Raw genomic sequence first — 5,846 nt, forward strand, 5'->3', positions numbered from 1 at the left:
GGACTGACGGTTCGCGGTGTGAACGGTGACGGGCTACCGCCCGTCTCGGTGTCCGAGGTAGGCGCTGCGGATGTGGGGCTGCTCGAGCAGCTCGGGTGGGGTGCCGCCGGAGACGATGCGCCCTTCCTCGAGAACGTAGGCGCGGGTCGCCAGCCCGAGCGCCTTGCCCACGTTCTGCTCGACGAGGAGGATGGCGACGCCGTCCCGATGGAGGGCGTCGACCACTCCGAAGACCGCGTCGACGATGGCGGGCGCCAGCCCGAGCGAGGGCTCGTCGAGGAGCATCAGACGCGGGCCGGCCATGAGGGCGCGGCCGATCGCGACCATCTGCTGCTCGCCTCCCGACAGCGAGCCTGCCGCCTGCCGGCGGCGGGCGCGCAGGACGGGGAAGATGGCGTAGACACGGGCCAGGCGCTCGGCGCGGGCGGCGCGGGCCGCGCGGACGTAGCAGCCGATCTCGAGATTCTCCTCCACGGTCATGCCCGTGAAGAGGCGCCGGCCCTCGGGGACGATGGCGATCCCCCGGCGGCAGATCTCATGGGGAGCGAGCCCGGTCAGGTCCTCGCCGAGGAAGCGGAGCCGGCCTCCGCGGACGGGCAGGAGGCCGGCGATCGCGTGGATGAGGGTCGTCTTGCCGCTGCCGTTCGGGCCGACGACCGAGACCAGCTCGCCCTCGCCCACGGTGAGCGACACGTCTCGCAGCGCGGTGGCGTCGCCGTAGGCGACCGCGAGCCGCTCGGCCTCAAGCATAGGCCTTCCCGAGATAGGCGCGGACGACGTCGGGATGCCGCATGACGTCGTGGGGGGCGCCGCTGGCGATGACCTGGCCGTAGTTCAGCACCACCACGCGGTCGGAGAGATCCAGGACGGCGCGGATGATGTGCTCGACGAACACGACCGTCGCTCCGCGGTCGCGGATCTGCCGAACGAGCCGGGCGGCGTCGGCCATCTCCGAGGCCGTCAGTCCCGAGAGCACCTCGTCGAGCAGGACGAGCCGGGGCTCGGAGGCGAGGGCCCGGGCCAGCTCCAGGAACTTCCGCTGGTGCAGGTTGAGGGCCCCGGGCAGCGCCTCCGCCCGGTCGGCGAGTCCGGTGAACTCGAGCCAGCGGGCGGCCTCGCGCTCGGCCGTCCGCCGGTCGTGGCCCGTCCGGCCGAACATGCCGGCGACCGCGACGTTGTTCCGGACGGTCAGCCGGGCGAACGGTCGCGGGATCTGATACGTGCGCGCGATGCCCAGCCCGGCGATCCGGTGAGCCGCCCGGCCGGCCAGCTCGACGCCGTCGAAGCGGATCCCGCCGCCGTCCGGCCGGTAGTGGCCGCTGACGACGTTGATCAGCGTCGACTTGCCGGAGCCGTTCGGACCGACGAGCCCGAGGATCTCGCCCTCCCGGACATCGAGGCTGACCCCGGCCAGCGCCCGCACCCCGCGGAAGGCCTTTCGGACGTCGCGGCAGACGAGCAGCGGCGGCGCGGAGGCGGGCGGGGGAGCGGGCCGGGAGGGCCCGTCGGGCGACCGCGCGGGAGCGCGCGCGGCCGGTCTCGGCGGGTGGCCGCGGGCCACGAGCCCGGTGATTCCGTTGGGCAGGAACAGAATCACGAGCATCAGCGTCAACCCGACCAGGGCGCGCCCCACCACGGCCGTCTCGCCACTCGTGAAGGCGTACATCAGCACGGTGATGAGCGTGGCGCCGACGGCGGGACCCAGCCAGTGCCGGGCGCCACCCAGCACGCTCATCAGCACCACGTAGAGAGGGACGACGATGGAGAACGTCTCGGCCACGGTGACGTAAGTGACGAACATGGCGTGGATGCCGCCCGCCACGCCGGCGAGGCCGGACGAGAGACCGAGGGCGACCAGCTTGTAGCGGTAGGTGGGCACGCCCATCACCTCCGCCACGTCCTCGTCGTCGTGGATGGCGAAGAGCCCCACCCCCCAGCGCGCGCGGACGACGGCGTAGGCGGTCGCGATCGAGCCCAGGGCGACGCCGAGACCCAGCAGGTAGAGGGTGGCGGTGGCTGACCCGGCGACCCGGGGCAGGGGAACCCCGCTCAGGTAGACGCCGGGCCCACCGTCGATGCGCGTGTTCAGGACGATGGTGGCGAGGACGAAGGTCACCGCGAGGGTGAGGAGAGCGAACAGCTCACCCCGGAGGCGCCGCACCCGGAAGACCACCGCTCCCACGCCCATCCCGAAGAGCGCGGCCAGGAGCCCGGCCGGCGGCAGGGTCAGGAAGAACGGCACGCCCCAGCCGGCGGCCAGCGTCGCCGTCGTGTACATCCCGGCCCCGAAGAACGCGCCGTGACCGAAGCTGAAGTACCCGGAGAACCCGCTCAGGATGGTCCAGCTCGTCGCGAGGGCCACCCAGTGAAAGACGAGGTAGAGGAACGACTCGTAGAAGGCCGGCACCTTCAGCGCGGGCAGCACGGCGAGCGCGAGGCCGAGGGCTCCCACGGCGACGGGCGGGCCCAGACCGCGCGTCGGTGGCCACCGCATTGGTCGGCCGCCCGCCTAGACTCGATCCGGCCGGAGCAGCAGGACGAGGATCAGGAGCGTGAAGGAGACGAGCGGGGCCCAGGCCGGGGTGGTGAGGGCCATGGTCAGCGCCTCGCTCACCCCGATCACGATCCCGGCCACCAGCGGTCCCAGCGGATTGCCCAGGCCGCCGATGATCACGGCGGCGAACACGACCCCGATCCAGGCGTAGATCTGGGCGGGGGCGAGCGTGTAGACGAGCGCCACGAAGGCGCCGGCGACGCCCGCATAGGCGGCCGCGATCCCTGACAGCACCAGCGCGAGGCGACGATGGTTCACCCCGAACGCGGCCGCCATCAGGGGATCCTCGGCGCTCGCCCGGATGGCCTTGCCCACCCAGGTGAAGCGCAGCCAGGTCCACGTGAAGCCGGCCAGCACGACGGCGGTCGCGAGGGCGAGCAGCTCGGCGAGCGGAATGAAGAGTCCGCCCGCCCGCAGGGAGACGGCGCTGTAGACCGTCTCCAGGCGGCGGTAGTCGGCCGTCCAGATCCACTGGATCAGGCTCTCGATGATGACCGTCAGGCCGAACGTGACCAGGAGCGAGCTGAACTCGGTGACCCCGAACCGGGCGAAGAGCATCTGGAGCAGCACGCCGAGCGCGAAGAACGCGGGCGGGATGAGGAGCAGGGTGAGGAGTGGGTCCAGGCCGAATCCGGACGCCAGGGCGTAGGTGAGGTAGGCGCCCAGGAAGGCCAGCGCGAAGTGGGCGAGGTTGATGAGACGGAGCAGGCCCCAGGACAGGCTGAGGCCCATTCCGAGAAGGCCGTAGAGGCCGCCGACGAGGATCCCGGACAGGACCGACTGTCCGAGGAGCGTGAGGCTCGGCACGGGCGGTGCGCGGCTCAGGCCGGCGGCACCGTCACGGAGCGACGAGCTGGGTTCCCGGCGCCGCGTATTCCTTCGGCCAGACGACCACCCACTTTCCCTCCTGTACCTGCTTCACCTTGGAGAGGTCGTCGCCGTAGTTGTTCGGACCGTCGAAGCGGAGCTTGCCGATGATCGTGTCCACCCGATTGGTCTTGAGCCACTGGGCCAGCGCCTTGTCGTCCAGGCTCTTGGTCGCGGTCACGGCCGCTTCCAGAAGCTGCCAGGCCGTGTAGGAGGCCGCGGCCTGAGCGTCGACGGCCGGGTAGGGCAGCCCGGCCCTGGTCGCCCGCTCGCGGAAGAGCTTGACGAGTTCGGCCGCCGCCGGAGCCTCCGTGAACGGCGGGTGCTCCTCGAACACCGTCGTGGAGAGGGCGTTCTTCCCCTCGGACGACTTGGCGAGCGGTCCCGGCGCCGGGTAGAGATAGAAGTGGCTGCGCGGCGTGTAGTCGATCTTCTTGAGCGCCTCCAGGATCATGTTCCCATCGAGTCCGATCGCGCCCACCCAGAGAAAGTCCGGATTCGCGTCCTTGATCCGCGCCGCGATCGGCCCGAAGTCCCGGGTGCCGAACTCGAACTCCAGGTAGAGCACCTCGCGGAGGCCCCGCTTCTGCGCCACCTCTCGAGCGCCGGCGGACATGAAATGTACGGAGGGGAACTTGTCGGTCACGATCGCGATCGACCGGGGCGGCTTCGCCGAGGCGGCCAGCGCGTCGAACAGGAGGTTCGGGAAGGTCCGGGCGGGCTCCGGACCGATCGCCCAGGTGGGGAAGTGCCGCTCGTACTTCGCCAGGTGGGGAATGCCGAAGGTGTGGTGGATCAGCAATTTGTCGTAGCGCTGCGCCACCCCCATGGCGGAGAGGATCGCTCCGGTGGCGTAGGGCCCGATGAGCAGGTCGACCTTGTCGACCGTGATCAAGCGTTCGTAGAGCGTGCGGGCCAGGTCGGGCTTGGACTGGTCGTCGAGCAAGACCCACTCGACGGGACGCCCGAGCAAGCCGTTCTTGCGGTTCACCTGCTCGACGTAGATCTCCCCGGTGATCTTGTGGACGAGAGCGGTCGCCGCCAGCGGCCCCGTGAGTGCGAGCGTGCTGCCGACGCGAACCGGCGGGCCGGCCGGCGCCGCTGTCCCCGAGACCGGCAGCGTGAGCGACAGTAACAGGAACGCGGCCAGCGTGGCGTGGCTCGGGACCATGGGCGTCATGACGAACCTCCTCTCGTTCGGCACGACTCTATACCAGCCTCGCCGCGGGCGGAAGCCCCCTTGCCTGCGCCGACCGCTGTGGTAGCCTCGAGCCGTGCTGAACGCGACCCGCGAGCTCGTGCTGCCCACGACCATCACCGGCTCCTACCCGCGGCCATCCTGGTTCGTCGAGGGCCTGCGTGGTCGAGCCTTCAAGGAGGCGCTGGGCGACAGCGTCTTCCGGGAGCAGTACCTGGACGCCGTGCACTGTCTCATCGGCGAGCAAGTCCGCGCCGGGCTCGACATCGTGACCGACGGCGATTCCCGCTTCGACCTCACCGTGGGCGGACGCTCCTGGTTCTACTACCCCATCGAACGGCTCTCCGGCATCACCGGCCACGTCGATCGGACGCCGGCGTCGGGCTGGACACTCACGCCCGGCCACATCCTCTACGAAGTCATGGAGGCCTACCAGCCGGCCGTGGTGGGCGCCAAGATCGAGCCGGGCCCACTCGAGTACGTCGCGCTCTGGCGCATGGCGCAGCGGTTCACCGAGCGGCCGGTGAAGTTCGGGGCCATCAGCGCCCAGACGCTCGCCAAGATGCTCGTGAACCGGCACTACGCCTCCGAGCGCGAGCTGATTCTCGACGTGGCCGATGTCTTCAACGCCGAGCTGCGGGCGGTGGCGGCAGCCGGCTGCCGCGTGATCCAGGTCGAGGAGCCGCGCCACCACAGCGCCACCGCCGACGGCGGCGCGACGGACAGGGACCTGCAGTTCTTCACCGACGCGATCAACCGCGAGATCCGGGGAGTCGAGAGCGAGGTCTGGCTCCACACCTGCTGGGGCAATCCGAACCAGCAGCCGCTCTACTGGGAGCGTCCCTCCTACGAGCGGGCGCTCCCCTACCTGCTCCAGACCGACGCCGACGTGCTCACGCTCGAGTGCGCCTCGACGGGCGGGCGCGACCTGCCGCTGCTGGGCCGGTACCGCACCGAGAAGAAGATCGCGATCGGCGTGGTGAGCCACACGTCGACAGCCGTGGAGCCGCCGGAGGTGGTGGCGAACCTCATCCGCAAGGCGCTCGAGTACGTGCCAGCCGAGCGGCTGATCCTCTCGACCGACTGCGGCTTCGGCCGCGAGGGGCTCGCCCGGCGGATCGCCTTCTACAAGTGCGTCGCCATCAACCTGGGCGCCAACCTCGTCCGCCGCGAGCTCAAGCTGCCCGAGGTGCCGATCCCCGCCGCCGATCCGCGCTTCACGCTCGC

Annotated in this window: 5 protein-coding genes; 1 reads left to right on the forward strand and 4 read right to left on the reverse strand. The window is 70.8% G+C overall.

The annotated features are described in order from the left end of the window. Positions 1 to 33 precede the first annotated feature (33 nt). From VGW35_19030 to VGW35_19045, 4 genes are read right to left on the reverse strand one after another with little or no spacing between them, the layout of a single operon-like run. A complete protein-coding gene (locus VGW35_19030) occupies positions 34 to 750 on the reverse strand; it encodes an ABC transporter ATP-binding protein (protein ID HEV8309761.1) in 717 nt (238 codons plus the stop codon). Continuing rightward, on the reverse strand, positions 743 to 2,494 hold the full coding sequence (locus VGW35_19035; GenBank protein HEV8309762.1) for a branched-chain amino acid ABC transporter ATP-binding protein/permease: 1,752 nt from the start codon (positions 2,492 to 2,494) through the stop codon (positions 743 to 745). Before VGW35_19035 ends, VGW35_19030 begins: the two co-directional genes overlap by 8 nt. Positions 2,495 to 2,509: 15 nt before the next feature. Beyond that, positions 2,510 to 3,361 (reverse strand): branched-chain amino acid ABC transporter permease, encoded by an 852-nt coding sequence (locus VGW35_19040; protein HEV8309763.1) that lies wholly within the window; start codon positions 3,359 to 3,361, stop codon positions 2,510 to 2,512. A 31-nt stretch (positions 3,362 to 3,392) separates the two neighbouring features. Then, on the reverse strand, positions 3,393 to 4,601 hold the full coding sequence (locus VGW35_19045) for an amino acid ABC transporter substrate-binding protein (protein HEV8309764.1): 1,209 nt from the start codon (positions 4,599 to 4,601) through the stop codon (positions 3,393 to 3,395). Between the two features lie 94 nt (positions 4,602 to 4,695). Between VGW35_19045 and VGW35_19050 the strand changes: the two genes are divergently transcribed. Continuing rightward, a partial coding sequence (locus VGW35_19050) for a cobalamin-independent methionine synthase II family protein (GenBank protein HEV8309765.1) occupies positions 4,696 to 5,846 on the forward strand: 1,151 nt, incomplete at its 3' end.

This window comes from Candidatus Methylomirabilota bacterium (assembly GCA_036005065.1).
Classification (GTDB): Bacteria; Methylomirabilota; Methylomirabilia; order Rokubacteriales; family DASRDR01; genus DASYQW01.